This is a genomic window from Flagellimonas taeanensis, from assembly GCF_003584105.1.
GTDB lineage: Bacteria > Bacteroidota > Bacteroidia > Flavobacteriales > Flavobacteriaceae > Flagellimonas > Flagellimonas taeanensis.
The window spans coordinates 238,794-265,391 of the sequence record NZ_QXFO01000022.1; the positions used below are offsets into that span (position 1 = coordinate 238,794).

The following is a 26,598-nucleotide window of genomic DNA, read 5'->3' on the forward strand; positions in this document are numbered from 1 at the left end:
TATCATTGATTTGTGGTGAACACACCGATTTCAGCAAAGGAAGTCCTGGTATCACCATTGTGTTTTTCCAAAGCATTCAATTTTATATATCTGGCCAATGTTGGATTGAAATTTATTTTTTGTTCAATGCGATTGTTGGCCACATTGCTGAACTCCCCTTCTGATACTGACTTCCATGTTCGGTTATCCTGACTTACCCAAAATTCATACTTGGTGATGATTCCAAACGGATAGCGTTCTTGGATGGGCCAATAGCTAAATCCAGTAAGTGTATGGGATGCTCCCAAATCTATGGTGATCTCGTTGCTGTTCGAAGAATTTTCATCCGTTGCCCAAAAAGTATTGGGATCATCATCCATAAGTTTAACCATATCGGTATCATTTTGAAGGGCCCCAACCACTTTCCAATCTTTTTTGGCCAGATCAAAGTATTGGCTCACCGTCTGTGTTTGTTGTCCATTGTTCGGGTCCACGGCAATGACCTTTACGTTTGTTGGGGTCAAAACAGAAAATGGGGCGTCATATTTTTTGGAGGTCGTTGTTGGTTCCTTCCCATCGGTGGTCACATAGACATCCACTTCATCGTCCGGTATTTCAATGGAGACCATCCCATCCCTATTTCTGGTGATTTTAGGGTCCACCAAAAGGGGAGGGGCATTATAGAGCTCAAGCGTGGAGAGTGTAATTGGGCCTTTGGCGTCCAAAACATCCACTTTGATTTGGGTAGCGGTAACGGTTTCAAATCTAAGAATACGTTTGTACCCCACAGTGGTCTGTTCATCCAAAACTTGCCATGTTCCATCCACTTCGGCACTTACCGTGAATTTTTTGATGCGTTGTCCCAAAGGAATATACTCTTGGAGCAGTATGCGGTTGACTTTGGTGGGCTTATCCAAACTGATGGTGATGGAAGCCTGTGTTGTTCCGTCATCTGTGGCCCAATAGGTTTCAAAATCCCCATCGATGGCCTTTTCGGCATTGAAGGTGGAACTGTTGCCACGGACATTCGAGGCACTGGCAGTATTTCCCTGTGCCAGTTCTTGGGCAAAATCGGTATCGATTTGTGCTTTCAGGGCCATCAATTGTTGTACATCGTTTTCATGCACCAAACCTCTATCGTCCACCGGAAGGTTCAACAAAAAGTTTCCGTTCCTGCCGATGGATTCGTAATAGGTTTGCACCAAACGGGGCAAAGTTTTTACCTGATGGTCCTCACCGGGATGGTAGTACCACCCAGGACGTATGGAGGTATTTACCTCTGCGGGCAGCCAATGTGTCCCATCTTCATGGCCCGAACGCAACTCCACATATCGCGGCCATCCAGGATGGATCTCATCCCTTCGCATCACGCTCCAGTTGGTCTCGTTGGCCCAACCTTCCTCGTTGCCGACCCAGCGTATATCCGGTCCGCCATCACTGAAAATGACCGCATTGGGCTGTAATTCCCGAATCATCTCGGTGGTCTTTTCCCATTCGTAATAGGTTTTGTTGTCTATTTTTCGGGTTTCGTTGGCACCTCCGTAGTATCCGGAACCTCCATTGGCACCATCAAACCATACCTCGAAGAGTTCCCCGTAATTGGTCAATAGTTCCCGTAACTGTTCATGGAAGATCTTCACATATTCCGGTTTCCCATAATGTTCGTTGTTGCGGTCCCAAGGGGAAAGATATAATCCCAATTTTAGACCATGCTCTTTGCAGGCATCGGCCAATTCTTGGACCACGTCCCCTTTTCCATCTTTCCAAGGTGAATTTTTAACGGAATGTTCCGTGGTCTTGGTGGGCCACAAACAGAATCCATCATGGTGCTTTGCAGTTAAAATGATTCCCTTCATCCCGGCATCTTTGGCCACTTTGGCCCACTGTCGGGTGTCCAGTTGGGTAGGGTTGAAAAGGGCAGGGGATTCTCCTCCTGTGCCCCATTCCATATCGGTAAAGGTGTTCATGTTGAAATGGACAAAGGCATAATATTGCAGTTCATGCCAATCCATTTGCCGTTGTGAAGGGGTTGGGCCAACAGCTTTGGGCGGTTCCACAGTCTGGCAAGCTACAAAGAGCAAGACCAGGGGCAAGGTTAGGATGTAGGCTTTTCGAATCATTTTTTCAAAGGTTTATTTTTAAGAAACACAATCTCCTTCGCTACCCATTTTCAGGTGTGGAGCAGGTTGTTTTCAGGGTTGGATTTTTGATTTTCAAAAGGGTCAAATTGTCGCACAACCCCATTTTCCGAAGTATTGCGCAACATACGATTTCTTGTGACCCTCATCATTTTAATTGCTTTCAATTACTGAACCATCTTCCCGGTACAACTCTATTTCACCATCCAAGAGCACGGCCAGCACGGTCATGTTTTTGTCCAAAACGTAGTCCGGGACCTGGATGTATTTGATGCCTGGATAATGGCTCCAATAAATTTTTCCCACTACTTTGTGGGAGAGTTTGGTGCCATCACCCACAACCCATATCCGATTGATTTTGTTCTTTATTCCACGGAGCACAATTTCCCCGTTCGGATTTCCTTTTACGAAAAGGTACAGGATACTTTTATCTTTTGAAAGCGTAGTGGGACCATAGAAATGTTCTTTTGGGATACCGGCAACAGTACCAAAAATGGCCTCTTTGTGCTTTTGGGTCCAACGTCCCAAACCGGTCAACAGTTCTTCCTGTTCCTTTGGGATGGAACCATCTCCTTTGGGGCCAATGTCCAACAATAAGTTTCCACCCGCAGAAATGACATCGGTGAAAATACCGATCAACTGATCCAGGCTTTTGTAGTCATGGTCATTTTTTTGATACCCCCACGAATTATTCATGGTCATACAGAGTTCCCAATAGTCGTCCTTGGGGCGGGTGACGGGCATGCCTTGCTCGGGAGTGGCATAATCCCCATGTCCCTGTAATCTGGAATTGATGATGGTCTGGGGATTTTGATCAAGCAGCATTTGTCGTACCTTGGGGGCTTCCCACTCTGCAGAAGTGTGCTCCCAATCCCCGTCAAACCACCAAAGGTCTGGATTGTAGGTTTTTGAAAGTTCTGTGAGCTGTCCTTGGTAATAGTGTAAAAAGGTGTTCCATCGTTTGGGGTCGTCCGCGAGTTTGTACCGCATGGAATCCCGGGTGTGGTGGGTGTAGTCTTGATAGGACCAATCGGGAAGCGAATAATAGATGCCCACTTTTATTCCTTCTTTTCTAATGGCATCCACAAAAGGGGAGAGTACGTTCCTTTTGGCCGCCGAGGCCTTTTTGGCATTGAAATCCCCAAATTTGCTGTCCCAAAGGGCAAATCCGTCATGGTGTTTTGAGGTAATGACGGAGTAACGGGCCCCACTTTTTTTGATGAGATCGGCCCAGGCCAAAGGGTCATAGTTTTTGGCCGTAAATCCATCGGTCTGTTTCAGGTAATCGTTATGCGAAATATATCCGTTGAAAAAAGACCAAGACTCATCAATCCCATTTACGGCGTATAGGCCCCAATGGATGAAAATACCCAATTTGGCATCTTGGAACCACTGCATTTTCTCTTCAGTTTGCAAATTATTTTGTGCCGTTCCAGGGACCGATATCAAAAAGAACAAGATGATAAGACCCAATGGGGTCAACTTGTTGACCACTTGTACAATGTTCTTTTGAAATGGCAATGTCATGTTATGTAGGGTCATTTAATCGTTCTGTTTTTTAAGCATTGCATTTAGCTGGATTTCCTCATTGGCTCTTAGTTGTAGGTCAACGAAGGACGAGCCATATTTTACGGAAATGTTTGTGTCTGATGGGGAACGAAAGGCAACTTCCTCCAAGGTACCATTCTTCCAACTCATATCCACTTCAACATTGCCCCTGGCCTTTAGGCCAGTTATTTTTCCGTTCTTCCAGTTGGGAGGGAGGGCAGGCAACAATCGGATGAATCCTTCGTGCGATTGGATCAGCAGTTCTGCCACCCCGGCGGTATAGCCAAAGTTACCATCGATTTGAAAAGGGGGGTGCATATCGAACATATTGTCCGCCAAAGAGATCTGGAAAAATTTTTGGATGTTTTCCTCCGCAGAGGCGCCATCCAGCAAACGGGCGTTCATATTGATCATCCAGACACGGCTCCAACCGGTTCCGGCACCGCCATGCTCCAATCGGTAATCTATGGTTTTTTGGGCAGCGGCAAAGGCTTCGGGATTGTTTTCCGTAATGTCATCACCTGGGTGTAGGGCATAGAGGTGAGACACGTGGCGATGTCCTTTTTCGGGTTCGTCATACGGTTCGTTCCATTCCAAGATACGACCATCTTTTCCAACAACTACCCCGGGATGAAGGGAAGCCTTTTTGGTTTTCACCTCTTCCACAAGTTCGTCTTCGATACCCAATATTTGGGCCGTTTCCAGAAAATTATCGAACACCTCTCCAATAATTTGATGTCCCATGGCACTCCCCATGGAAACCGCGGCAGATTTGCCCTCTTGGTTGTAATAGGAATTTTCCGGGGAGGTTTCCGGTGTGGAAATCCATTTTTGGCTTTTGGTGTCCCAAGTCAACCAATCCAGATAAAAAGAAGCAATGTCCTTAAAGATAGGATAGGCCCTATTCCTTAAAAAATCTTTGTCTTGGGTGAATTGGTAATGCTCCCAATAGTGCTGTGCACACCATCCGCCCCCATGGATCCACGATCCCCAATAGGCTCTTTCGGCCCTCATGAATGGGGTGGCCCAAAGATCTGTGGTATGGTGGGCCATGCTGCCCCGGGTAATGCCATATTGCCCCTTGGCGGTCTTTCGCCCTCTTTCCAATACCCTGTCGATCAGATTGAAAAAGGGTTGGTGGAGCTCACTGAGATTGGTGACCTCGGCCGGCCAATAGTTCATTTGTAGGTTGATGTTGAGGTGGTAATCGGCATTCCAGGGTGCTTCAAGATGTTCGTTCCAAATCCCTTGCAGATTGGCAGGATTGGTATTGGGGCGCGAAGAGGAAATCAGCAAATACCTTCCATATTGAAAGAGCAGGGATTGCAATCCTAAATCAGTGCTTCCTTCTTTGCAGCGTTGTAGGCGTTCATCCGTAGGAAGATGGGCCATGTTGCTTTCATCCAGCTCAAAATCGACCCTATGGTAGAGTTGTTGGTAGTCTGAAATATGTCGCTCCAATAGCGATTCAAATGATTGTTGGGTGATGTTGGAAAGGGTCTCCTTATTTTTTTCAGCAAAGCTGTCCCCATGATAGAAGGAAGTATTGCCCACGATAAAGATCAAAACCTTTCTTGCCCCTTTGACGGAGACCTTGCCTTCCTTGGCTGTGATTTTTCCATCAGGAGCCACAACTTGTAACCGTACCTCAAAACGTACCCCATGATCAATGGGCAAGGGTTTGGAGAACCGCTTACCGCCATATTGGGTCACTTGCCCCACCATGCTGATTTGATTTGGGGAAGGGTTGGAGACACTCACCGTGGGTTTGCCGTGGTCTTCGGGTCTGCTTAGGGAAAGTTCGAGGTTCAAACCTTTCGGGGATGTGGTGGTGAGCTCCATGACCATGGCATCATCGGGTTGGGAAGCAAATACTTTTTGGGTATAATGATCACCGTTAAGGGTATAGGAGGTAGATGCCAACGCTTGGTCGAGGTCGAGTTCCCTTCGGTAGTTGGAAATTTCCCCGGTTTCTTTAAAATCAATGAAAAGGTCGCCCATGGTTTGATGGGAGCGGAGGATGGTCTTGTTGGAGAATTTTTCAACAATCAGGCTATCCACCTCTGTAGTTTTGCCCTCACGCAGTAATTGTCGCAACTCCTCCAGATTTTCGGGGGTTCCCCGTGTGTCTTCCCAATCCGGTCCTCCCGCCCACATGGAGTCCTCGTTGAGTTGAAGGTGTTCCTTGAATGGATTTCCAAAGACCATGGCCCCAAAACGGCCGTTGCCAATAGGAAGGGCCTGCATCCATTCTTTGGCTGGGGCGGAATACCATAAAACTTTTCCGGAATCCTGTGCTTTCAAGCTGGAAAAGATAGTGGCCAAAACGAAGACCAGCACCCATGTCGATTTTGACACAAAGGATTTCGTCGTGAGAGAAGTATTGGGTTTGGCGATCATATTCTATAAAATTTTTGGGCGTTTCCTCCCATGATCTGTTCTTGGGTTTCCTTCGGATATTTGGTCAGATATTGGATCAAAATATCTTTTACTTGTTCGTATTCGGCAGAGAGCAGACAAACGGGCCAATCCGAACCGAACATGATTCGCTCAGCACCAAAGGAATCGAACACCACATCCAGATAGGGGATGAAATCACTTTTGGACCATTTTCCCCAAGCCGCTTCCGTGACCATTCCAGAAGCCTTGCAATACACATTCTTCCGTTTGCCAAGTTCACCCATATAGTGTTCCCAGTTAGGATCTATCTTTCCATTGATATTTGGCTTGGCGATGTGGTCCAAGACAAAAGATTGGTCAGGGAACAGTTTTACAAGTTCCAATGCAGGGGACAAATGCTTCGGATAGATAAGAATGTCATAAGTGAGGTCATATTTTTCCAATAGGGATAGCCCTCTTTGGAATTCGGGGCGGAGCATAAAATAGTCGTCCGGTTCATCCTGGACAACATGCCGTAATCCTTTCAACAATGGATTTTTTGCATACTCCTGTAGTTTTTCCCCGATATCCTCGGCACATAGGTCCAGCCAGCCCACAACTCCCTTTATAAACGGATGTTGCTTTGCAAGGTCCAGCAAAAACAAGGTTTCAGTTTCGGATTGCTGTGCCTGGATGGCAATACAGCCATCCATGGTATTTTTTTGCAGCAAGGGATATAGGTCCGCAGGTAAAAAATCTTTTTTAATGGCCTCCATGGAAGGACCGATCCATTCATGTGTGTTTGGATGGTATTTCCAAAAATGCTGGTGACTGTCGATTTTTACGTTGCTCATAAATTTTCTGTCTTCAAGGTTGACAGCAGTTCCGTTTCGCTGGTGTCGGATGCTCCAACAAGTTGGACCATGACCTATATTGATTGTTCAAGGCACCCACCGATCAGGGCAATACCGTGAAATTGGTTCTGATCAAATCCGTACTGTTTCCTCCGATCATCACCTCAAACTTGCCCGGTTCGACCACATATTCCATTTCCTTGTTCCAGACGGCAAGTTCTTCAGGTGTGAGGGTGAAGGTGACTTTTTTGGTCTCTCCCTTCTTGAGAAAGATCCGTTTAAATCCCTTCAATGTTTTTTCGGGGGTGGTCACACTGCTATATACATCATTGATGTAAAGTTGTACCACCTCTTCTCCGTCTAAATCCCCCGTATTCTTTACGGATACGGAAACCGTGACATTTCCATCTTTTTGTATCTCTGGAGCATCCACTTTGATATCGGAATATTCAAAAGTGGTATAGCTCAAACCATGGCCAAAGACATATAATGGATTTTCACTCTCGCTCACATATCTATGGATGGCAGAGGGTTTTTGATTGTAATAGATGGGCAGTTGTCCCACGGATTTGGGGAAGGTGACAGGTAACTTCCCGCCGGGATTGTACTCCCCAAAAAGCACTTGTGCAACCGCTTTTCCTCCAAGTTCCCCAGGAAACCATGCTTCCACTATGGCCGGAACATTGTTCTGGACCCAGTTGATGGATAGGGGGCGTCCGTTGAGCAGGACACACACGACGGGTTTTCCGGTCTGTTGTATCGCCTGTATGAGTTCGTTTTGCATGCCGTGAAGATCCAAAGTGGCGACATCCCTGTTCTCTTCCACCAATTCCTTGGATTCTCCCAAGACTACGATGGCCACATCGGACTTTTTCACCAGATCCAGGGCAGGTTGAAAATTGACCTTTTCCCTGTTCCAGCGCAAATGTGCCCTAGCTCCCCAGCCTCCTTCCCACATTTCAATGCGGACTTTATAGGTTTTGCCAGCCTCTATTTTTTGGGGTACTGTGACAATGTTTGTGCTTCCCTTTCTCCAATTGTCAATGACCAATTGATCGTCCAACCACATTCGGATGCCATCATCTGAACTCAATCCCAGCCAGCCATCAAATGCCTTGTCACTTTTTATATAACCGGTCCACCGGATGGAAAAGTTATCATCGTCCACACCAATACCGGGCGACCAGGGCCAATCAAAGCCTAGTTGCTTGTCTATCCTTACCAAGTCCGGCTCACCTTCTAGGTTTCTGTTGTTGAAATACTCACCCTTCAGGCCGTTCTGCGATCCATCCGGAACAAACAAATATTCGGATGGAATGACCTGCCCTTTTACAATCAGGGGAACGCCCTCTTCATACTGCACAAGGGTATTGGGGCCAACGGTCTGTTTGATTCCTTCAAGAACGGTTGTTGCCACCTTATTTTTAACAGCGTACCCTCCCAATCTCGATTGGTCCGCATTGGGGCCTATGACAGCTATCGATTTGATGTTTTTGTCCAAAGGCAGAAGACCGTCTTGGTTTTTGAGCAATACAATCGACTTGAGGGCAGCTTCCAAGGCAATTTTTTGATGCTCTTCTGAGTGGAACCTTTCCTGGATCAATTTTTCACTGGTGTACGGATTTTCAAAAAGCCCTAGCATAAATTTAAGTCGAAGTACGCCCCCAACGGCCCTGTCAATAGCTTTCATGCTCAATTGGCCTTCGTTGACCAATGCTATCAAGGTCTCTTGCCAAAACTCATTGCTGAAATCATAAAATTGCATGTCCACTCCAGCCGATACTGCTTGTCGAATGCTCTCTTTTGGGGAATCGGAAACCTTATGTGTGGTCTGAAGGTATTTGATGGCCCCTAGATCAGAAACCACGATGCCCTTAAAACCATATTCATTTCGTAGGACCTCTGTCAACAGCCAATGGTTCGAGGCACAAGGAATACCATCCAACTCGGAATAGGCACACATGGTACCGAGGGCACCCCCTTTCATGAAGGCTTTTTGAAAGGATGGCAGGAAACTTTCCCGCGCCGTACGTTCGCCGACCAGGGCAGGGGAGGAGTTTCCACCAGCCTGAGGTATGCCGTGCACGGCAAAATGCTTGGGTTCGGCAATAATGGAGCGATTGGAGGCCAAACTTTCACCTTGAAGCCCTTGGACCATGGCGGTTCCCAATTCACCGGCCAAATACACATCTTCCCCAAAGGTTTCGGCAATCCTTCCCCAACGGGGTTCCAGACCAATATCCAAGTTTGGGCCAAGACCAAAGTGGACCCCATGTTCCCTTGCTTCCGTAGCGATCACTTCCCCGACCTTCTTCAAGAGTTCCGTGTCCCATGTGGCCCCTAAGCCAATGTTCATGGGAAAGGCGGTACTTCCCTCCGCCATATAGCCATGGAGCATTTCTTCCATGATAAGGGCCGGTATGCCCCATCTGTTGCTTTCGATCACAAATTTTTGAAGGTCGTTAATGGTCTGCGCGGATTCTGGATAAAGGTCATGGATGGCGCCCACGCCCAAACTGCCTATTTTATTTTTTGCCTTATCCACGGAAAAATTCTGTCCGTCCACGAAAAATTCCCCCTTGTACATATCCATTTGGCGGACTTTTTCTTCAAGGCTCATTTTGGACAACAGATCGGTCACACGCTCTTCCACAGAAAGTTCAGGGTTTTTGTAGCGATTCCCCGTCTGTCCGAAAAGGTTTGGGGACAGAACAGAGGTCAATAAGCAAAGGGTGACGATTGTTTTCCTAATGTTGGCCTTATCCATAATTGAAATGATCACTATTGATTTTTTACTGGACATTTTTGAAAAATGTGTTGGATAACTCTTGAGATGTCCAAGTTCCTATTTTTTATATGCAATACAGGTTTGTTTTGATTTTCCCAGACCTTCAATCCCCAGCTCCATACGATCTCCTGGTTTGAGATATCTGGGAGGGGTAAAGCCAAGACCAACACCAAAAGGGGTCCCGGTGGAAATAACATCCCCTGGTAATAGGGTCATATATTGGCTGATGTAGGAAACCACTTCTTGGACATTGAAAACAAAATCAGATGTGGATGAATGTTGCAAACGCTCCCCATTGACGTCCAGCCACAGTTCCAAATTGTTCGGGTCCTTGATCTCATCGGTGGTGGCAATGTAGGGACCAAGTGGCGCGAATGTGTCACAGCCCTTTCCTTTGCACCATTGTCCCCCCTTCTCGATCTGGAAGGTTCTTTCACTGATATCGTTGTGAAGCACGTAACCGGCAATATGATCAAAGGCTTCCGATTCTTCAATATAGGAAGCTTTTTTGCCCATTACGATGGCCAGTTCCACTTCCCAATCGGTCTTTACACTGTTTTTGGGGATGATGACCTCGTCATAGGGGCCGCATATGGCGGTTGTCGATTTAAAAAAAAGTACAGGTTCCGTCGGAACGGCCATCCCTGACTCTTCGGCATGCTTTGCATAGTTCAATCCCACACACACAAGCTTGGAAGGTCTGGCCAATGGCGGTCCCAATCGGGTTTCCTTTGGAATTTCGGGACAATGGGCGGCATTTTTTCCGAGCCATTCCCTCAAATGGGCAATGCCATCATCCCCGAAGAATGCTTCGTCATAATCCTGGACAAAGGCCGAGACATCCAACCATTTTCCATCTTCGGTCTGTATCCCCGGTTTTTCTTTTCCTGTTTCTCCAAATCGTATCAGTTTCATATATCTTTTCTGGCTTTGGTTATTATTTTATTTTTGACTTAGTTCAACTTGATCGTAAATGCCACGGTTCCCTTCAGGCTGTTCTTGGCCGATGATGGAATGATGAAAACTGTGGTGTCGCCTTCTTTTTTCCATTTGACCTTCCCAGAGCTTCCCAAGATGGTGGCCTTTCTGATGCTTTCCTTGGGAAGACCCACAAATTCAATGGTATCGGGAAGCGTCTCCTCATTCTCATCCATCAAATAGATCAGATAAAGGGTGTCGTCCGGTTTTGAGGTGAGACAGACCTTTTCATATTTATAGGGAGCGATGGCCTCCGTGCTGTAGACTGCCTCGCTATTGGTGTCCATCCAGTTCCCAATGCCCTGTAGGAGGTTATAGGCCCCCTGGTCCCATTCGCCTTCTGGGCTAGGGGCAATGTTCAACAGCAGGTTGCCCCCTTTGGCCACAATATCGACCAAGGTGTGAACGGCCTTTTTGGTGCTCATATAGTTGGCATTGAAGGCATAGGACCAACCACCACCGGCAATCATACACGATTCCCAAGGGTAGGGAAGGGCCTTTTCGGGTACACGGTTCTCCGGGGTCAAGTAGTTTTGGTTTTTTCCGTGCACGGCCCTGTCCACTACGATAAGACCGGGCTGTTTTTCGCGGGCCTTTTCCACCAACTCGTCCATATGGATGTCCTGGTTCACGATACGGTGTTTGAGATACCCATTGTGATTGTTCACAAGTTGTTGGTCGTACCAGCTGGTGATCTCGGATTTGGGTGTTTGTGCCACCCAACCCCCATCGAGCCATAAAATGTCCACTTTACCGTAATCCGTGAGCAGTTCCAAGATCTGGTTGTGGGTAAACTCCACGAATTTGTTCCATTTTTCGGGATTGGCCTCTGGTTCGTAATTCACGTTCCGGTCCCTTGGAGGATAGTAGGGATCCCAATAATTGGGATTGTGCCAATCAGGTTTTGAAAAATAGGCGCCGGCCCAAAGCCCCTCTCCCCGAAAGGCATCAAAGACCTCCTTGGTTATATTGGCCCTGGGATTTTTACTGAAAGGGGTCTTGGGGTCGGTGATTTTATAATCCGTGTATTTTGAATCGAACATGCTGAAGCCATCGTGGTGCTTGGTGGTAAAGACCACGTATTTCATGCCGGCATTTTTGGCGGCCTTGGCCCATTTTTCGGGATTGAACTTGACCGGGTCGAAAGTGGACTGCAAACCTTCATACTCTTTTTTGTACGCAAAGTAATTAGTGGGATTGGAACCTTTTTTTCGTTCACACCAACCATATTCCTCTGGACAAATCGACCAAGATTCCACGATACCCCACTGACTGTAGGGCCCCCAGTGCATGAGCAATCCAAATTTCAGGTCCTGCCATTCCTCCAATTTTTCAAGGACCAAAGGATCGGTCTCAGGAACATAGCGTTCGTCCTCATAAACGGCTTGGGCCGAAAGTTGCCCAAAAATCATCAAAAGGAGTAGGATCAAAGAGCTGTTGAATGTTGCTCTGCTATGGGTCATATTCTTCTTGTTTTATGCATTCAATTTGATGAATCCCCCGTCTATCGGAAAGTCGGTGCCTGTTATGAACGAAGCTTCATCCGAACAGAGGTAAAGGGCCAGATTGGCCACTTCCTCTGGTTTTCCCATACGGCCAATGGGTTGGGTCTTGGAGAGTTTTTCAAACATCTCCTGTTCCTTGCCTGGATAGTTTTTGGAAATGAAACCATCCACAAAAGGGGTATGCACGCGAGCAGGGGAGATACTGTTGCAGCGGATGCCATGTCCCACATAGTCCTTGGCCACGGAATAGGTCATGGTCAATACGGCACCCTTGGTCATGGAGTAGGCAAACCTCTCCGGAATACCCACTGAGGCAGCAATCGATGCCATGTTGAGGATGACCCCCGAGTCCCGTTCTTTCATTTTTCCAATAACGGCATACATGCAATTAAAGACCCCTTTGATGTTCACTTCATACAGTCGGTCGAGGTCAGATTCCGAGGTGTCTTCAATGTTGCCCACATGGGCAATGCCTGCATTGTTGATGAGTACGTCCAATGAATGGTCGGCGGCAATGTAGTCGATTACCTTTTGGACCTGACCATGATTGGAAACATCGCATAGATGCGCTTGGGCCTTATGGCCCAAGTTGGTTATTTCTTCAACGACGTGTTGGGCCCTTTCCCATTGAAAGTCCAAAATATGTACGTTGGCCCCATTGATGGCAAACTGTTTGGAGAGGGCTTCGCCTATTCCGCTGCCGCCCCCTGTGATCAATACCGTTTTATTGTTATAGTTGAAGGATGCCATTTTTATTTCAAGGTGATTTCTATGATAGTGTCCAAGGGATCTAACTTGTCTTTTGGGATTTGGACCAGCAATCCAAAACCGTTTTTTTGATGCACCAAGGTACTTTTGTCCTTGTAGAGTTTGACCGTTTTGATGTTGAGGTCAAAATCCTTCACGAACACTTTGTCGTCCTGCTCCAGTAGGTGCAGGTATATTGTTTTTTCTTTTTGGGTAGAGGCCATTTCTTCGGTAGGAGGGACAGGTCCTGCTGATGTGGCATAGATGGTTTCCCCGTTTTCACGCATCCATTGCCCCATTTTTTTGAGGGATTCCTTGTGCTCTTCCTGAATTTTCCCATTGGGCATGGGGCCAACATTGAGCAACAAGTTGCTTCCATGACCTGCGGCCTTTACCATATAGTGAACCAACTCTTTTTCCGATTTATGGCTTCTGTCCTGAAGGTTAAAGCCCCATGATCCGTTGATGGTCTCGCAGACTTCCAAGGGCAACTGCCCAATATCCGATGCCGGGGTGCCAAAGCCGGTAGTGTTCTTTCCGGGCAGGTCTTTTTCGAACATCTGGAAATCCTCTCCTTCTATCGGGGCCAAATGATGGTTGTTTCCGATAAGACACTGGGGCTGAAGATCATGGATCAATTTATAGATTTCATCATAATGCCAATCCACTTGGAGTTTTCCAAATTTTTTGCCGTCCCATTCTTTTTGGTCCCAATGCCCATCGAACCAAATGCCGGCAATGTCCCCATAATTGGTCAAAAGCTCTGTGAGCTGGGCCTTCATAAAGTTGATGTACTTGTCCCAATCGCCCGTACCCCTGCCGGGAATATTGGTCCCTGTCCTTCCCCTTGGATAGTAATCATCTTCGTGCCAGTCCAGCAGGGAATAGTAAAAGAACAGTTTGATTCCCTCTTTATGGCAAGCATCGGCCAACTGTTTCAAAACATCCTTTCCATAAGGAGTGCTGTCCACAATATCGTAAGAACTGGCCTTGGTGTCGAACATGGAGAAGCCATCGTGGTGCCTACTGGTAATGGTAATGTATTTCATGCCCGCATCCTTGGCCATTTTTACCCATTCCTCCGCATCAAAGGCTACTGGATTGAAGAACGTGGGCAACTTTTCATAGGCATCAATGGAAATGTTCTGGTTGTTCATGACCCATTCGCCATCACCCAAAATACTGTACACGCCCCAATGGATGAACAGCCCGAACCTGGCCTCTTGAAACCAATGCCTTGTTTCCAGGTTTTCTGGGGAAGGGCTATAATCCTTCTGTCCTTGGCCATGTGCCAATGTGCTGAGGAAAAGTAACAGAACCACGGAATTTTTCATTATATACCTCATAAGGTTGCTGTTTGATGGGAGGACCACACTTTTCCCTGCGGGAAGGTGTGGTCCTTCAAGGATTCTTTTTTCATTTGGATGCTATACCCAGGCATGAGCGGGAGCATGTATGCTCCATTTTTAATGGTCACCGGGTCCAAAAAATGTTCGTGGAGGTGGTCCACATACTCAATGACGCGACCCTCCATGCTGCCACTGATGCTTATATAATCCACCATGGACAGGTGCTGTACGTATTCGCAGAGACCAACACCTCCGGCATGGGGGCATATGGGAATTTGGAACTTGGCAGCCATGAGCATTATGGCCAAGTTTTCATTTACACCGCCCACCCTACAGCTGTCTATCTGGCAGATTTCAAAGGATTTTGCCTGCATCAATTGTTTGAAGATGACACGGTTTTGGCAATGCTCACCCGTGGCCACTTTAATGGGGGCAATGGCTTTGGCGATTCTGGCATGCCCTAGGACATCGTCTGGGCTTGTGGGTTCCTCGATCCACCATGGGTCAAATTTTTTCAATTGTGCAAGATTGTCAATGGCCTCCTGGACATCCCATTTTTGGTTGGCATCCATCATCAATTTGATGTCATGGCCAATTTCTTCCCGAATTAGGGCAGCCCGGCGCATATCGTCCTCAAGGCTGGAGCCCACTTTCATTTTGAGGTGTTTGAAACCTTCTTCCTTTGCCTCGCGGCACAATCGCCTCACTTTCTCGTCCGAATATCCCAACCAACCAGCTGAGGTGGTGTAGGCAGGATACCCGTGTGCCATGAGATGGTCGATACGTTCTTGCTTGGTCGCCTCAATTTTTTTGAGGAGATTCAAAGCCTCATCGGGGGTAATGGCATCGGTGATGTAGGTGAAATCCACGCAGGATACCAATTCTTCAGGTGTCATATCGGCCAAAAGTCTCCAAAGGGGTTTTTCCTCTATTTTGGCATATAGGTCCCAAACGGCATTGACCAAGGCCCCGGTCGCCAGATGGATGACCCCTTTTTCTGGTCCAAGCCATCTCAATTGACTATCGCTGGTCATCATTTTCCAAAAGGCACCCATGTCCGAGGTGAAACTTTCGAGACTTTTTCCCACAACTAAATGCGACATTGCCTTGATGGCAGCCACACATACCTCATTGCCACGGCCTATGGTAAAGGTGAGCCCATGACCTTCAATCTGTTGGGGATGGTCTGTCTGTAGGATAACGTAGGCGGCAGAATAATCGGGATCGGGATTTGTTGCATCCGACCCATCCAGTGTCAGGCTGGTGGGAAAACGGATGTCTTTTACTTTAATGTCTGTAATTGTGGTCATAGTTTTGGTATGGGAAAATTCCCGCATAAAATTAGAAGTACATTTGATGATGGGCTACCAAAAAAAACACCAAAAACGGTACTTTTTTTGCCTTTTTATCATTTATTCTGATTTTTTGTAAGATTTAATATAGTCTTTTGGGGACATCTTCTTTATGGTCCTGAACTGACGGTTAAAATTTGAAATGTTGTTAAAACCTGATTCATAAGCGGTTCCCGTGATATTGTTTTCGTTTTCCAGTAATAGTTTGCAGGCATACCCTATCCTGACCTCATTAAGGTACCGCGTGAAGGTTTTTCGGTGTGTCCTTTTAAAAAAACGACTGAAAGCAGATGGATTCATTCCTATGAGTTGGGCCACCTCACCTAAATTGACCTCATTTTTAAAGTTATCAAAAATATATCCATAGACCTTGCGGAGCTTTTTGTTTTCATTTTGTTCAAAATTGTCCATGTACCCTATACTGGACAAGAATTCATGGTCTTTATGCTTGGTCAATTTGTTCAATAGTTCAATCAAGGCAATGGTCTTTGAAAATGAATCCATGACGGGCATGTTTTCAAAGTATTTTTGGATGTCTGTACCTGTTGATTGGAACTTAATGCCCCTTATGGCTGTCTCCAGCATGAGGCCAATATGGGAAAGTTCAACAGACTTGAAAAAGGCTTCCCCCAAAAAGTCTTCTGTAAAATGGATGGCCACGGCTTCGGCGGCATTGGGGTCTTCGGCTTCAAAATAGTGGTCATCGTTCAGCCACATATGGGGAAGGTTCTTGCCCAAGAGCACCACTTCCCCTGGCTGGAACTTTTGGATGCTGTCCCCAATAAATCTTGTGCCTGTACTCTTTTTGATAAAGACCAATTCAAGCTCAGGATGGTAATGCCAAACTTTTAAAAAGTAGGGGTAACTATTTTGGGTGACGGAAAACGATGAACTGGCATCACTTTTACGGTTCAATAAATGAAGCTTCATACCATTCTGCTTTTAAACCAATTTATAAACATATTGAATAGCTGCTTTTTCTGTTTCTATGCCCATATGGCACCTTTCAAAAACCGGGGACTTGGAATCTTGTTTGGGGTCTTGTCCAAAGCTTTGATTCAAAACTTCTTAGACTCGTTTTACATGCTATATTTCCAAAAATAAAGGTAATGAGGTATAATGGGCAAAAAAAGTATCATTTTATGTCAAATAAGAGGTGGTGAATGTTTTTTTTTAACAATTCATTTGCATTAATCATCGGAAGGACACGATGAATTTGATGTATAAAATCATCAAAATATACAATTAAAATTCACTAACAACTCAAAATTTTAACCAGTACACTAAACAACTCGCAATCTTATGAAAAAAAAGCTAATCTTGATTTTAATGCTTGCGCTAAGCTCAGGGTATGTGTTTGGCCAGAGCATTACAGTGACGGGATCGATAGTCGATGCCGAGACGAACCAACCCGTACCAGGCGTTACTGTCTTGCAAATGGGAGCCGCCAATGGCGCTTCGTCCGATTTTGATGGGAACTATTCCATAGAAGTGCCCTCGAATGCCACGTTGAGGTTCACCGCCATTGGGTACGAATCCCAAGAAATAGTGGTCAATGGAAGAACCGTTATCAATGTGGTGATGTCCATAAATACGGAACAACTAAATGAAGTAGTGGTGACGGGTTTGGGCATTACCAGGGAGAAAAAAGCCTTGGGCTATGCAACGGCAACCGTAGAGGCCGAGGCCCTTACAGAGGTGGCCACTCCCAACATTGCTGCAGCGCTTTATGGTAGGGCCCCAGGGGTGCAGATCTCAGCAACTCCGGGAGGCGCCACCAGTGCCGTCAATATCACGATTCGCGGTGCACAGTCCATTACAGGGACCAGTACTCCCTTGATCATTAAAGATGGTATCCCGATCAGGAATGGGGACGTGAACAACGGTAACTATTGGGACGATCAACGGATACGTGGAAACGGCCTTAATGACATCAACCCAGAAGATATTGAAAGCATTTCCATTCTAAAAGGGGCTTCGGCAGCTGCGCTTTATGGGTCTGAAGCCACCAACGGGGTAGTGCTCATTACCACAAAGAAAGGAAAAGGAAGAGGCTGGAGCGCTGATTTCAACACGGCCTACAATTTTGACAGGGTGGCGTATCTGCCAGAATTTCAAAATGAAAGAGGGCCGGGCTACCCCTTAAGCATTTCAGATGCTGGACAGGATGAGAACTTGTTCCTGTACTACGATCTGGATGGAGATAATGTGAACGAGACCAGGGGCCTCATAGGCACCACGTTGAACTTTGGTCCTCGGTTCGATGGACAACCCACTTTGGCCTGGGATGGAAAAATACGTCCCTATTTGCCCCAGGACAGTTACTCTGGATTGTTCAATACGGCACATACCACAAGGTACAATACATCGGTATCGAACGTTACCGAAAATTCGAATACACGTTTTTCCTTTACACGCTCGGACAATGGTTCCATTGTTCCCAATTCAAGCAGCTACAAGAACATATTTAACTTGAATACCACGATCAATTGGACAGAGGGGTTCCGATCTACGTTGGTTGTTGATTATATCAATGGCAGAGTGAACAACCGTCCTTACAAAATTGATCGGCTTATGAACAATTTTGGCGGGATGATGAGCCGTTTTGACAGTGCCGAATGGTACAAGGACAGATACCAAACCAGTTTGGGATATCGTTGGGTCACCGGGGCCAACCAAAGTCTTACACCCGATGAAAACATTATTTATGGTGGCTATAAGGAGCCTGTGCTGGAATACTTGTACAGAGCGAACAGGTTCCAATCCGAAGAAAGGAGCGATAGGGTGATCGGTAACTTGACCCTGGAGTGGGACCTGGCCGATAACCTTACCCTAAGGGGAAGGGTCTCCAATGATTTTACTACGGAATACATTGAGAACAGAAATCCAAACGAGGTACCCATCGCTTTTGGCAACTCGGGCTATTTTAGCATGTCCACCCGAACCAATTCCATCAAATATGGGGAGCTTTTGTTGAGCTATACCGCCCAAATCAATGATGACTTTTCCCTTTTGGCACGCTTGGGCTATAATGCAACAGAACAAAAAATGAGATATACCAGCGCCTTCACGGATGGAGGGTTGAGTGTTGAAAATTGGTTCGATGTTGCTGCCAGTGTCAATCAAGCCAGACAGGACAATGATAGGGAAAACCTGATCAAGGATGCCATGATCGGTCTGCTCAATCTGGACTATAAGGGTATTTTTTATGTTGAAGGAACGATAAGAAGGGATAGGACCTCTACCATGTCACCACAGAACAACAGCTTTATCTACCCGTCGGTGAACAGTAGTTTCATCCTTTCTGACGCGTTCGCAATGCCCGAAGCGATCAATCTTTTGAAAATACGCGGTTCTTGGGGAATTGTGGGTAACTATCCCAGCATTTATAGCGCCAATATTGCCTATAATCAAAACAACCTTGGCGTACAGGGCGGTGGTTCCTCCATACTCTACACCACCTTGCCCACCGATTTTGGGAATGATAACATAAAGCCCGAGGAAAAGCACGAATATGAGTTTGGAGTGGAAGCCAATTTGTTCGACAATAGGTTCATTTTTGAAACGACCTATTACAATGCTCAGATCCAAGACCAGATTTTGGGGCTCACCATTCCCATAACCGCTGGGGGCTCATCAGTCCTCTCAAATGTGGGGACCTTGCGAAACTCGGGTATTGAAGTGGGATTGACATATTTTCCCATACGCGGCCAAAACGTGAACTGGGAATTGGGGATCACAGGTTCCAGACAATGGAACAAGGTAGAAAAATTGGCGCCCGGGCTCGATGAGATCATCCATGCGGATTATGATGGAAATGCGGCCCAATTGGTTTCAAGGGTAGGGCAGCCCATGGGAGATCTGTTGGCCCACCCGGTAGCTACAGACAGCCAGGGCAGAAAGATTGTTGACCCCAACGGGATGTATAAAGTAGATCCAGATACCCTTGTGACGGTTGGAAATGCCCAACCCAAAGTGATTGGAGGTATCCGTTCTGGGTTGACCATCAAGAATTTCAGCCTGAATGTATTGGCCGATTATAGGATTGGGGGGCATGTGATGCCCACGGCCCTTAATTGGATGACATCACGCGGTCTAACCGAAGAAAGTTTGAACTACAGTACATCGGAAAGAGGGGGACTCAGCTATTATGAAACCAACGATGGCACCCGTGTCCAGATAGCGGCCAATGCCACTTCCGGGCCTAACGGGGAGCAGGTATTCCATGATGGTATCCTTTTGGAAGGGGTACAGGCCGATGGCTCTGAGAACGATGTGATCGTTTCAAATCCTGAGTACTATTTTACAGTCTATAATTGGGGAGGACCACAGTATAGCCCCAATACGCGCTACGAACTGTACATACAAGAGAACAATTATCTGAAACTAAGAGAGATATCATTGGGGTATTCGCTAGCAAGGAAAGTGGTGGATAAAATAGGATTGAAGTCCCTTGATCTTTCCCTATTTGGCAGAAACCTCTTTTATATCTATAGGAGTATAAAGAATATGGATGCCGAGCAGACCACCGCCGGTTCAAATTGGTTCCAGAACGTGAACAATGTGGGGAACGGTTTTTCTACCCGTTCATTTGGACTCCAAGTAAGGGCGAGATTATAATATAAAGTTGAACAACTGAATTATGAAAAATTTTATGAAACAGATATCAAAAACAATCGTTTCGATGTTGGTGTTGGTTGTGCTTGTCTCTTGTACCGAGGACAAATTTGCAAACTACTACCCAGATCCGTCAAAATTATCACAGGGTACTGTGGACAAGCAGTTCACAGGATTTCTTCAGACCAATAGGGAATATGTATTGCCTGCCTATTGGAACTATTTTGTTGTGTTGCGCAATACCTTACAATATTACAACCAAGCCGTAGGGTGGATAAACGCCAATAACCAATATGTGCCCGGGGCCGCTTCGATCAGTGATCGATGGAGCAACTATTATCAGCTGTTGTCCCAGTACAGGGAATTGGAGAAGATATACAACAATCTTTCGCCGGAAGAGCAGGCGTTGAACGAAATCTATATGATCACGGCAACGATTTACCTGTATGACTTTACCCAAGTGACCATCGACCTCCATGGGGACATCCCTTTCACCGAAGCGGGCAAACTGAGCCAGAACGGTGGCGATTATATCGCTTCCTTGGCCCCTTACGATAGTGCGGAAGACCTCTATACCATGATGCTGGATGATTTGAGTGACTTTTCCCGAAAGTTGGGAACCATAAATGTCAACCCAGGCATCTTGGTGGGTTTCGGGGCCCAGGACTATATCAACAAAGGAGATATTGAAAAATGGCAAAAATTCTGCAATTCGTTACGGTTGCGGATGTTGACAAGGGTTTCCGGAGCAGGGGAGTTTTCAAGCAGGGCGCAGGCAGAGATCAATGAGATCCTGAACGATCCCACTACTTATCCAATTGTGGAGACGAATGATGAAAACATCCAGATCACCGTCTATGACTTGAGTACCCCATTGGATTCCGAAGGCTTCCAGACCGGTTTGGAGGATTGGAACGGAAACATTGCAGGAAAAGCAATGATTGACCACATGCTGGCCAATGGTGACCCAAGACTACGTGCCATGTTCGAGCCGGGCGAGAACAATGCCGAGGAGGAATATATCGGATTGGACCCCTTGCTGAATCCGGGCACCCAGGAAACCTTGATCAACTCTGGTGAATTGACCATTTACAATCGGTCCACCCTCAGTAGGAACGATTATTTCCCTGGATTGATCATCACGGCATGGGAAGTGAACTTCTTGAAGGCCGAAGCCTATATGGGTGTGAACGATGCCATGGCAAAAGAGGCTTATGAAAGAGGAATCACGGAATCCATCAATTTTTACTATCAGGTAAGGGAGTTGAGCAATGATGCAACCTCACCCGAACTGGTGGCCCTAGGGGATACCGAAATATCGGATTACCTCGCATCCGCGGCGGTCAGTTGGGACAATGCCACAAGTGAAGAGGAAAAAATGAACCTTATTGCAACCCAAAAATGGCTCAGTTTCAATGTTATCCAACCCTATGAAAACTGGGCAGAACTTAGAAGGCTGAACGCCCCTGAACTGGATTTTTGGGTCGACCCGGCCAATGCCCAATCCCTTCCACCCAATCGCTGGATCTATCCGAACAGCGAATTGGTGTACAACACTGAAAATTACAATGCCGTCAAGAGCAACGATAACCTATCCACTAAAATATTTTGGGACATAGATTGATGAGTTTAGTTTTTTTGATTTAGTTTTTTTAATTCATGCCCGGTGGTAAATCTCCCTTACTGCCGGGCATTTTTAATAAGATAGCGACTATGGTAGGGACAGTCCGATCGATATTTGAAAATACCTGCTCTTATGATCCGATACGGGGAGATGCTTATTGTGAAAATCCAGAAATGTAACGTATAAGTCAGATGAAGGTTGTAATATAGATGTAAATAAAGGTGAAAGACCATCCAAATATGAAACGAAGAGATTTTGTAAAGAACAAGATGATTGCTTCCACTGCTTTGGGTTTGGGAGGAATCGGGGTACTGTCAGCTTTTAGGGAGAGTCCCGAACAGGTGAAGACAGGGTTCAAGCTCAAGTATGCCCCACACCTCGGAATGTTCAAGGAATCGGCAGGGGAAGACCCTATTGACCAGTTGAATTTTATGGCCGATATCGGCTTTACCGCCTTTGAGGACAATGGCATGAAGGGCAGGCCCCAACACCTGCAAGAAAAAATGGCCGCTACCATGGCCAAACGGGGCATTTCAATGGGTGTGTTTGTGGCACATACAATTTCTTGGGACAAGCCCAATCTTGCCAATGGCGATGCTTCACTTCGTGAAAAGTTTCTTGCGGAGATAAAGGAATCCATTGAGGTTGCCAAAAGAGTGAATGCCACATGGATGACCGTGGTCCCAGGCCATGTGGACCTAAGGTTGAGAAAAGAGTTTCAAACGGCCCATGTGGTGGAAACCCTCAAACGGGCCAGTACCCTTTTGGAACCCCATGGCTTGGTAATGGTACTGGAACCGTTGAATTTCCGTGACCATCCCGGCCTGTTTTTAACGGATAGCCCTCAGGCATATGAGGTATGCAAAGCCGTGGACAGCCCTTCGTGCAAGATTCTCTTCGATATTTACCATCAACAGATCCAAGAGGGAAACCTTATTCCCAATATCGATGCATGCTGGGACGAAATTGCCTATTTTCAAGTTGGGGACAACCCCGGAAGAAATGAGCCCACCACAGGTGAGATCAATTATAGGAATGTCTTCAAACATATCCATTCCAAAGGGTTTGAAGGTATCGTGGGTATGGAGCATGGCAATTCCAGGAAAGGCAAGGAAGGGGAACAGGCCGTGATCGAGGCTTATAAAAGCAGTGATACATTTTGATTTGTTTTAGATGAGATGAAGCAATCGATCATTACACCCCTATTTTGGCTATTGTGCGCCATGGGCACCCTATATTCCCAGAGCGAATCAAACTATACCCAGGGCATTCCGGGTGTGGATATAGGTCTGGAAATGGTGGCCATACCATCGGGTACATTTGAAATGGGCAGTGCCTTGGATGAGGAGGGAAGAAAAAGTGATGAAGGCCCCGTCCGCGAAATTGAGATGAACGGTTTCTGGATTTCCAAATATGAGATCACATGGGAACTGTATAATCTTTTCATCGAACGGGCCATCGACCAACTCGAAAATGAACACAAGGCCGTGGATGTTGACCTGGACGTTGATGCAGTGTCGGGAGCTACCACACCCTATGTAGATATGAGCCTTGGTATGGGAAGGGGAGAAGGTTTTCCAGTGGTGAACATCACGCAAAAAGCAGCTTCTACCTTCTGTGAATGGCTTTCTGCCTTAACGGGCCATTTTTACCGTCTTCCCACAGAGGCGGAATGGGAATATGCCGCACGGGCGGGAAGTGATGGACCGTATTATTTTGGGGAAGATCTCTCAAAATTGGAAGATCATGCATGGTTTGAGAAGAACAGTGAAGGAAAGTATCATAAAGTTGGCCTCAAAAATCCAAACCCATGGGGACTGTACGATATCTACGGAAACGTTGCGGAATGGACACTGGACCAATATAGTGAGGAAGGTTATACCGATACCACTTTACCCTTTGAGCCTACAGTGAGAGAATATCCTGTGGCTGTTAGGGGCGGTTCCTTCAACAGTACATCCGATGAATTGCGCAGTGCTTCCCGAATGGCATCAGATCCCGTGTGGAAGGAGCGTGACCCACAATTCCCCCGGAGTAAATGGTGGTTTACCGATGCCGGATTTGTGGGATTTAGGGTAGTAAGGCCAATGGAGACCCCTTCCCCTGACGAATATTCCCGTTATTGGGGAAAAGAATAAAATGAGTATTCAAACAAATAGATAGATGAAACCAAAAAACCAATCCAAGATCAAAGCAAGACGAGAGTTCATAAAAAAAGCCTCATTGGTATCAGGGGCTATGGTTCTTCCCTCACTGGGCACAAGTGCCATGGCAAATGTGTTCAACGAAAAAAAATTGAAGATAGCCCTTGTGGGCTGTGGAGGCCGGGGCACTGGTGCGGCCAACCAAGCGTTGGAGGCCGATAATCATGTAGAGCTGGTTGCCATGGCAGACCTGTTTGAAGACCAATTGAATTCCAGCTATGGACACCTTTATGAAAAATATAAGGATACTGAAAAGATGCAGGTAAAACAGGAACACAAATTTATCGGCTTTGATGGTTACAAGAAAGCCATAGATCTTGCCGATGTGGTCATCCTTGCCACACCACCTGGATTCAGACCCTATCATTTTGCCTATGCCATTGAAAACGACAAGCACGTATTCATGGAAAAACCAGTAGCAACGGATGTTCCTGGAATAAGAAAAGTGCTTGAGGCTGCCAAATTGGCCGATCAAAAAAAAATGAACGTAGTGGTCGGCCTGCAGCGCCATTACCAAGAAAATTATATAAAGACCCATGAGCTCATCAAAAGTGGAAGTTTGGGTAAAATAGTGGCAGGACAGGTATATTGGAACAGTGAAGGGGTATGGGTACGACCCAGAAAATCTGGACAATCGGAGTTGGAATACCAAATGAGGAACTGGTATTATTTTAACTGGATATGTGGAGACCATATTCTCGAACAGCATATACACAATATTGATGTTGCCAATTGGTTTATTGGGGAATACCCGCTGTCGGCACAGGGTATGGGAGGAAGAATGGTAAGGACCGGGCCGGACCATGGCGAAATATTTGACCATCATTTTGTTGAATTTACATATCCGAGCGGAGCGGTCATATCAAGTCAGTGCCGCCACCAGCCCAACACCATGTACAAGGTCGGTGAAGCTTTTCAGTTGACCAATGGTACCGTGGTGACCAACGATGCCGGTGCGGCCAAGATATATGACCTCTCTGGTAAGGAAATGGAATCCATAAGCAATCCAAAAGGGCACAATCCTTATCAAGAAGAGCACAACAGATTGTTTGCATCCATTCGAGAGAAGGGTGCCATCAATGATGCAGAGAATGGGGCGAAAAGCACCATGAGCGCAATTTTGGGACGAATGGCCACCTACAGTGGAAAAGTAATCAGATGGGAGGAGGCCATGAACTCCAACCTTCAACTTATGCCTGAGGCTTTGACATGGGATTCTCCCACGCCAACAAAACCAGATCATGAGGGAAAATATCCCATACCTATACCAGGCAAGGCCATTATCCTTTGAAAAAGCATTCTAAAGATTGGGGAATCTACATCCAAAATGTCAATGAAGAGATAAAACCCTCGTAAATGCTATATATACGAGGGTGTTTCAGTGGAGCCGGAGGCACCAGAACCTACCTTTTAAAAACCTAGTAAATAAGGGGTTTCAAGCCTTTCGAAATTTTATGCTCACCGAATAGGTACTTTACGCGAAAACCCGTGTTATTTTACCACCTAGAATAATTTTGGTCAAAATTTATTTTAAATATTCGGTTTTGATAAAAAGACGGCAGGTCTGACTCTAAATGAACCCTTTTCTTTCTCAAGTTTTTGTAAAATTCAATATTCTTTTTGGTGTCCCAAAGGGCAATAAAAGGATGAGGGATTACATAGGATTGTTCTTTATGAAACCCATGATAAAGTCGCCTCTTTCTTGAACCGACATTTTTGGTACTTCAACGAGGTCGTATTGATAACTTCGATAGGTTTCGATCATTTTGTTATAGGTAAAGACAGCCTCGTTCCAATCCTGCTTCCTCTGCTCATCGGTCCGATAAATTTCCCTCCAAGGCGGTAAGATGAACACATTGGGATTGTACCTTAATATTTCACATAAGGTTTTCATTTCCTGACCAATGGGAATGCCCTCGAGGGCAGCATAACAAATGGCATCCAAGAAACCACGGTCAAAGAATATTGGAGTACTGCCCTTTGAACTTTGGATAGTTGTTTCAAAACTTTCCACGGAACGGTGGAACATCAATTCCATGTACAATTTTTTGTCTCTCCATGGTAGTGCGGAGCCATCAATATCCTGTTGTTCCTTGATCAGTTCCCGTGCAATTTCGGGAACCACGGTCATGCCCCTACTATGTAGTTCATCCAGCAGGGTTGTTTTACCAACTCCAGGCCCGCCAGTGATAATATAAAATGATGTATGGCCTTTGTTACTTTTCAATGGCAATTGGAAATGGTTTTGTCGGGTAAGTATTCAATGGTCGGCAATATTACAAACTTATTGGGAATCGAAGGGGTCATATCTGTGGCTAAGCCAACTGTTCTGATGTTTTACCAGAGCTATATTTTAGTATTCATGTCCTTGTGTTAGAATAAAACCGTTTTGCAATTTTTAGACTGAGTGTAGATACTCCGATCTTTAGGGCAGATTTTCCACAAAACTGATATTAATATCTACCCGCTCTTTTAAATAGATAGATTGGTCTTTCATGGTCAATGGACTGGAGTCTTCTTTCAAAGATTGTTTTGG

The 26,598-nt window shown here is 46.0% G+C and carries 17 protein-coding genes; 5 read left to right on the forward strand and 12 right to left on the reverse strand.

Going from position 1 to position 26,598, the window contains the following annotated elements; genetic code table 11:
- Positions 1 to 2: 2 nt before the first annotated feature.
- From D2V93_RS11330 to D2V93_RS11380, 11 genes are all read right to left on the reverse strand, one after another.
- Positions 3 to 2,099: an alpha-L-fucosidase gene (locus D2V93_RS11330; RefSeq protein WP_119619576.1), complete on the reverse strand. Its 2,097-nt coding sequence runs from the start codon at positions 2,097 to 2,099 to the stop codon at positions 3 to 5.
- 171 nt (positions 2,100 to 2,270) lie between these two features.
- Positions 2,271 to 3,659: an alpha-L-fucosidase gene (locus D2V93_RS11335; protein ID WP_245978199.1), complete on the reverse strand. Its 1,389-nt coding sequence runs from the start codon at positions 3,657 to 3,659 to the stop codon at positions 2,271 to 2,273.
- Entirely contained in the window at positions 3,660 to 6,065 is a 2,406-nt protein-coding gene (locus D2V93_RS11340) for a glycoside hydrolase family 95 protein (RefSeq protein WP_119619577.1), read from the reverse strand. It lies immediately after the preceding gene.
- Positions 6,062 to 6,898, reverse strand: coding sequence for an amidohydrolase family protein (locus D2V93_RS11345; RefSeq protein ID WP_119619578.1), 837 nt, complete (start codon positions 6,896 to 6,898; stop codon positions 6,062 to 6,064). The genes D2V93_RS11340 and D2V93_RS11345 overlap by 4 nt, the downstream gene beginning before the upstream one ends.
- Before the next feature lie 103 nt (positions 6,899 to 7,001).
- Positions 7,002 to 9,680, reverse strand: coding sequence for a glycoside hydrolase family 3 N-terminal domain-containing protein (locus D2V93_RS11350; protein ID WP_245978200.1), 2,679 nt, complete (start codon positions 9,678 to 9,680; stop codon positions 7,002 to 7,004).
- Between the two features lie 63 nt (positions 9,681 to 9,743).
- A complete protein-coding gene (locus D2V93_RS11355; protein ID WP_119619579.1) occupies positions 9,744 to 10,601 on the reverse strand; it encodes a fumarylacetoacetate hydrolase family protein in 858 nt (285 codons plus the stop codon).
- Positions 10,602 to 10,639: 38 nt separating this feature from the next.
- The gene (locus D2V93_RS11360; protein WP_119619580.1) at positions 10,640 to 12,127 is read right to left on the reverse strand and encodes an alpha-L-fucosidase; all 1,488 of its coding nucleotides are present in this window, start codon (positions 12,125 to 12,127) and stop codon (positions 10,640 to 10,642) included.
- 12 nt (positions 12,128 to 12,139) lie between these two features.
- Entirely contained in the window at positions 12,140 to 12,919 is a 780-nt protein-coding gene (locus D2V93_RS11365; protein ID WP_119619581.1) for an SDR family NAD(P)-dependent oxidoreductase, read from the reverse strand.
- A 2-nt stretch (positions 12,920 to 12,921) separates the two neighbouring features.
- The gene (locus D2V93_RS11370; protein WP_245978203.1) at positions 12,922 to 14,262 is read right to left on the reverse strand and encodes an alpha-L-fucosidase; all 1,341 of its coding nucleotides are present in this window, start codon (positions 14,260 to 14,262) and stop codon (positions 12,922 to 12,924) included.
- Complete coding sequence (locus tag D2V93_RS11375; protein WP_119619583.1) at positions 14,259 to 15,575, reverse strand: L-fuconate dehydratase; 1,317 nt, start codon at positions 15,573 to 15,575, stop codon at positions 14,259 to 14,261. Before D2V93_RS11375 ends, D2V93_RS11370 begins: the two co-directional genes overlap by 4 nt.
- Before the next feature lie 102 nt (positions 15,576 to 15,677).
- Positions 15,678 to 16,547 (reverse strand): AraC family transcriptional regulator, encoded by an 870-nt coding sequence (locus D2V93_RS11380; protein WP_119619584.1) that lies wholly within the window; start codon positions 16,545 to 16,547, stop codon positions 15,678 to 15,680.
- A 372-nt stretch (positions 16,548 to 16,919) separates the two neighbouring features.
- Here D2V93_RS11380 and D2V93_RS11385 point away from each other — a divergent pair, with 372 nt between their 5' ends.
- The 5 genes from D2V93_RS11385 to D2V93_RS11405 all read left to right on the forward strand — a co-directional run bounded on the left by D2V93_RS11385 (position 16,920) and on the right by D2V93_RS11405 (position 25,353).
- On the forward strand, positions 16,920 to 20,237 hold the full coding sequence (locus D2V93_RS11385; RefSeq protein ID WP_119619585.1) for a SusC/RagA family TonB-linked outer membrane protein: 3,318 nt from the start codon (positions 16,920 to 16,922) through the stop codon (positions 20,235 to 20,237).
- A 34-nt stretch (positions 20,238 to 20,271) separates the two neighbouring features.
- Positions 20,272 to 21,858 (forward strand): SusD/RagB family nutrient-binding outer membrane lipoprotein, encoded by a 1,587-nt coding sequence (locus D2V93_RS11390; protein ID WP_119619607.1) that lies wholly within the window; start codon positions 20,272 to 20,274, stop codon positions 21,856 to 21,858.
- A 239-nt stretch (positions 21,859 to 22,097) separates the two neighbouring features.
- Positions 22,098 to 23,021, forward strand: a complete 924-nt coding sequence (locus D2V93_RS11395; protein WP_119619586.1) for a hydroxypyruvate isomerase family protein — start codon at positions 22,098 to 22,100, stop codon at positions 23,019 to 23,021.
- A gap of 60 nt (positions 23,022 to 23,081) precedes the next feature.
- Positions 23,082 to 23,996 carry a formylglycine-generating enzyme family protein gene (locus D2V93_RS11400; protein ID WP_245978204.1) on the forward strand — a complete coding sequence of 305 codons (915 nt, stop codon included), beginning with the start codon at positions 23,082 to 23,084 and terminating at the stop codon, positions 23,994 to 23,996.
- Positions 23,997 to 24,021: 25 nt separating this feature from the next.
- On the forward strand, positions 24,022 to 25,353 hold the full coding sequence (locus D2V93_RS11405; protein WP_119619588.1) for a Gfo/Idh/MocA family protein: 1,332 nt from the start codon (positions 24,022 to 24,024) through the stop codon (positions 25,351 to 25,353).
- A 363-nt stretch (positions 25,354 to 25,716) separates the two neighbouring features.
- Here the strand turns inward: D2V93_RS11405 and D2V93_RS11410 are convergent, their stop codons facing one another.
- Complete coding sequence (locus D2V93_RS11410) at positions 25,717 to 26,295, reverse strand: AAA family ATPase (protein WP_245978206.1); 579 nt, start codon at positions 26,293 to 26,295, stop codon at positions 25,717 to 25,719.
- Positions 26,296 to 26,598: the final 303 nt, after the last annotated feature.

What these genes read in the sequence shown, in the direction of transcription:
- D2V93_RS11355 (WP_119619579.1), bottom strand. Translation starts at nt 10,601, where the DNA reads ATGAAACTGATACGATTTGGAGAAACAGGAAAAGAAAAACCGGGGATA.
- D2V93_RS11405 (WP_119619588.1), top strand. Translation starts at nt 24,022, where the DNA reads ATGAAACCAAAAAACCAATCCAAGATCAAAGCAAGACGAGAGTTCATA.
- D2V93_RS11370 (WP_245978203.1), bottom strand. Translation starts at nt 14,262, where the DNA reads ATGAGGTATATAATGAAAAATTCCGTGGTTCTGTTACTTTTCCTCAGC.
- D2V93_RS11365 (WP_119619581.1), bottom strand. Translation starts at nt 12,919, where the DNA reads ATGGCATCCTTCAACTATAACAATAAAACGGTATTGATCACAGGGGGC.
- D2V93_RS11345 (WP_119619578.1), bottom strand. Translation starts at nt 6,898, where the DNA reads ATGAGCAACGTAAAAATCGACAGTCACCAGCATTTTTGGAAATACCAT.
- D2V93_RS11335 (WP_245978199.1), bottom strand. Translation starts at nt 3,659, where the DNA reads ATGACCCTACATAACATGACATTGCCATTTCAAAAGAACATTGTACAA.
- D2V93_RS11360 (WP_119619580.1), bottom strand. Translation starts at nt 12,127, where the DNA reads ATGACCCATAGCAGAGCAACATTCAACAGCTCTTTGATCCTACTCCTT.
- D2V93_RS11375 (WP_119619583.1), bottom strand. Translation starts at nt 15,575, where the DNA reads ATGACCACAATTACAGACATTAAAGTAAAAGACATCCGTTTTCCCACC.
- D2V93_RS11400 (WP_245978204.1), top strand. Translation starts at nt 23,082, where the DNA reads ATGGGCACCCTATATTCCCAGAGCGAATCAAACTATACCCAGGGCATT.
- D2V93_RS11385 (WP_119619585.1), top strand. Translation starts at nt 16,920, where the DNA reads ATGAAAAAAAAGCTAATCTTGATTTTAATGCTTGCGCTAAGCTCAGGG.
- D2V93_RS11340 (WP_119619577.1), bottom strand. Translation starts at nt 6,065, where the DNA reads ATGATCGCCAAACCCAATACTTCTCTCACGACGAAATCCTTTGTGTCA.
- D2V93_RS11390 (WP_119619607.1), top strand. Translation starts at nt 20,272, where the DNA reads ATGAAACAGATATCAAAAACAATCGTTTCGATGTTGGTGTTGGTTGTG.
- D2V93_RS11330 (WP_119619576.1), bottom strand. Translation starts at nt 2,099, where the DNA reads ATGATTCGAAAAGCCTACATCCTAACCTTGCCCCTGGTCTTGCTCTTT.
- D2V93_RS11380 (WP_119619584.1), bottom strand. Translation starts at nt 16,547, where the DNA reads ATGAAGCTTCATTTATTGAACCGTAAAAGTGATGCCAGTTCATCGTTT.
- D2V93_RS11395 (WP_119619586.1), top strand. Translation starts at nt 22,098, where the DNA reads ATGAAACGAAGAGATTTTGTAAAGAACAAGATGATTGCTTCCACTGCT.